Genomic DNA, 2303 nt, shown 5'->3' with positions numbered 1-2303 from the left:
GCTCTATCGCTTCCTGAATGTTGCCCGCCAGTTCGTCCCAGCTATCTGCAGCTGAAAAACAGCCTGGAAAGTCCGGCACTTCCGCGCCATGCGCGAACGGCCCATGTGGGTTGGTCGTGGACAGGCATACCAAATTCCCAGCTTTCTTTATCTGTGTAGTCGGCTTGACGCACAATGTTGTTGTGCATAAGATGATTAAAAAGCGAACAGGGAATGTATGGCTGTTGAATTCAGAGACACATGGCTCGGGGCCTTCTATGAAGAGGATCTGGGCCATAAAAAGATACCAGGCACTGTAAAAGGTGCGCTGTATAGGAAGATTCAGATTCTTGACGCGGCTACTCAAGAGTCAGATTTGAGAGTCCCGCCGGGAAACCGATTCGAGCATCTTCAGGGAAAATTAGCTGGACTGTGCTCTGTTCGAGTGAACAAACAATATCGGCTCATTTTTCGCTGGATGGATGGTATCGCTCAGGATACTTATCTGGATCCTCATGTTTACAAGGGCTAGTGGAGGTAGAAGCTATGAGGAATACAAAGCGTCGTCCGGTAACGGTTGGTCAAATGCTGGCGATCGAATTTTTGGAGGCGATGCATATTGAGATCAGCGAGTTGGCTGCGGCGATGGGCGTTCACAGAAATACCCTGAGCCGACTTGTGCATGATAAAGGAACGCTGACTGCTCCCATGGCAATCAAACTGGCGGCCGCGCTTGGTAATACCCCGGAATTCTGGCTGAACATTCAGCATGCTGTGGAGCTTTGGGATGTGCGCCACAATGTTTATGAACAGGAATCCAAAATGTTCGCTTGGTAAAGCCGCATTTGGGCCGGGGCGAGATAGTTGCAGGTTAGATACGCGGGCGCGACTCTCGCCAGGCCTGGGGTAAATGCGCGGTAATGTCAGTGCCGGTTGTTGATCAACGAACAGCATCCGCTTGTCGTGGTGCAACCGGATGTGTACCGACTCTCCAATCAGCCGCGATGGCACGGTGTAAACAACGCGTCGGACTTCGATCGTTGAGCTGCGCGTCACCTTGAGATGGAGGGTCTGATACTCGGCCGCTGTAAACTCCGGCAGGGGCTGCAAGGCCGCCTGCTCTTCAAGCGCGCGCGATCGGTTGCGCTGATTGAGCTTGTCGACAACGCGATCAATAAAAGCCTGATAGTGCGCAACACCGTCGAAGTCACTGTGACCGCGCAATGACAACTGTTGTGCCAAGCGTTTCTTGAGCGAGCCATTGGCGCACTCCACCACGCCGTTTTCATGGGACGAACTGATCATGGACAGGCACAACATAGCCATGGATGTACAGTTTTTCTGTACGAATGCAAGTGCACAGCACTGGGGTCTGACCCCGAACTCCTTCTATTGTCTCGTCTGGTTAATTCGTTGATCTACTGCGTGACGCTGAGGTCTCTGGCCGGTGTTGCCAGCCCTTGATGTGGAACCACCAAACCTTCGTCACCGCGCCTTGCTCTCAAGGCTCTCAGTGGCTCAGTAGGTCAGCGAATTAACCAGACGAGACACTAGTCATGCAGTCATGCAGTCATGCTTCCATGTTTGGCAAAAATTGGCAATAATTGTCAGGAAGTGTAAGGGAGAGGTCTCTATGGCTACGATGAACGTTTCATTGCCGGAACTAATGAAAGAGTGGGTGGAAACACAAGCTAGGTCTGGCCGATATTCCAATACCAGCGATTACGTGAGGGATTTGATCCAGAGAGATCAAGACCGGGCAGAAAAAGTCGAAAATGTGCAGCGGCTGATTAGCGAAGGCTTGGAGAGTGGTGAGGGAAGCCAGTCAATGGATGGGCTGCGTGACCAGGCTATGGAATTGGCGAAGGGATAACAAACACAATGGAATATGTGCTCAGCCGCAAGGCTGAAGAGGACGTAGTTGGCATATTTTTGGACGGGATTGAGAAATTTGGCTTGGCGCAAGCAGACAAGTATCACTCGAAGCTAGAGGCATGTTTCGAGTTTCTTGCAAGTAACCCCTTTGCGGCAGCGGAGCGTAAAGAGTTTCGACCAGTAGTCCGTATACATCCGGTAGGTGTTCATTTAGTCATATATAGGATGGAAACGCCCCAGATGTTGCGACACCCTGCTGTCGAACTGTTGTTGCGCCTCGCTCACCTTTTCCGTGACAGTATTGATCAGATAAGACCAAAAACCGTCCTGCCGGACTGTTTGATTGCAAAATCTGATCATGGACAGGCACAACGAATATTCTGATTGATCAGATGCTTACAAAGAAAGCCCGCGGATTCGTCCCCGGGCCTTGTTATGCGCCTAATTCC

Annotated in this window: 5 protein-coding genes; 4 read left to right on the top strand and 1 reads right to left on the bottom strand. The window is 51.2% G+C overall.

Annotated features, from left to right (window positions below):
• On the bottom strand, nt 1-277 hold a 277-nt coding region (locus A3OI_RS21510), incomplete at its 3' end, for a type II toxin-antitoxin system HicB family antitoxin (protein WP_177313672.1).
• On the opposite strand from A3OI_RS21510, the gene A3OI_RS0102695 reads away from it, so the two are divergent.
• The 4 genes from A3OI_RS0102695 (at nt 218) to A3OI_RS19155 (ending at nt 2238) form a co-directional block, all read left to right on the top strand.
• Nucleotides 218-511, top strand: a complete 294-nt coding sequence (locus A3OI_RS0102695) for a type II toxin-antitoxin system RelE/ParE family toxin (protein WP_018402807.1) — start codon at nt 218-220, stop codon at nt 509-511. The genes A3OI_RS21510 and A3OI_RS0102695 overlap by 60 nt on opposite strands.
• A gap of 14 nt (nt 512-525) precedes the next feature.
• Nucleotides 526-816: a HigA family addiction module antitoxin gene (locus tag A3OI_RS24560; RefSeq protein ID WP_177313673.1), complete on the top strand. Its 291-nt coding sequence runs from the start codon at nt 526-528 to the stop codon at nt 814-816.
• Nucleotides 817-1612: 796 nt separating this feature from the next.
• Nucleotides 1613-1852: a type II toxin-antitoxin system ParD family antitoxin gene (locus A3OI_RS0102685; protein ID WP_018402805.1), complete on the top strand. Its 240-nt coding sequence runs from the start codon at nt 1613-1615 to the stop codon at nt 1850-1852.
• 8 nt (nt 1853-1860) lie between these two features.
• Complete coding sequence (locus A3OI_RS19155; protein WP_018402804.1) at nt 1861-2238, top strand: type II toxin-antitoxin system RelE/ParE family toxin; 378 nt, start codon at nt 1861-1863, stop codon at nt 2236-2238.
• The last annotated feature ends 65 nt before the right edge of the window (nt 2239-2303 follow it).

Source organism: Marinobacter gelidimuriae, from assembly GCF_000372805.1.
Classification (GTDB): domain Bacteria; phylum Pseudomonadota; class Gammaproteobacteria; order Pseudomonadales; family Oleiphilaceae; genus Marinobacter; species Marinobacter gelidimuriae.
Note: the sequence above shows the minus strand (reverse complement) of the source record. Positions and strands in the feature narration are given on the sequence as shown.

What these genes read in the sequence shown, in the direction of transcription:
- A3OI_RS24560 (WP_177313673.1), top strand. Translation starts at nt 526, where the DNA reads ATGAGGAATACAAAGCGTCGTCCGGTAACGGTTGGTCAAATGCTGGCG.
- A3OI_RS19155 (WP_018402804.1), top strand. Translation starts at nt 1,861, where the DNA reads ATGGAATATGTGCTCAGCCGCAAGGCTGAAGAGGACGTAGTTGGCATA.
- A3OI_RS0102685 (WP_018402805.1), top strand. Translation starts at nt 1,613, where the DNA reads ATGGCTACGATGAACGTTTCATTGCCGGAACTAATGAAAGAGTGGGTG.
- A3OI_RS0102695 (WP_018402807.1), top strand. Translation starts at nt 218, where the DNA reads ATGGCTGTTGAATTCAGAGACACATGGCTCGGGGCCTTCTATGAAGAG.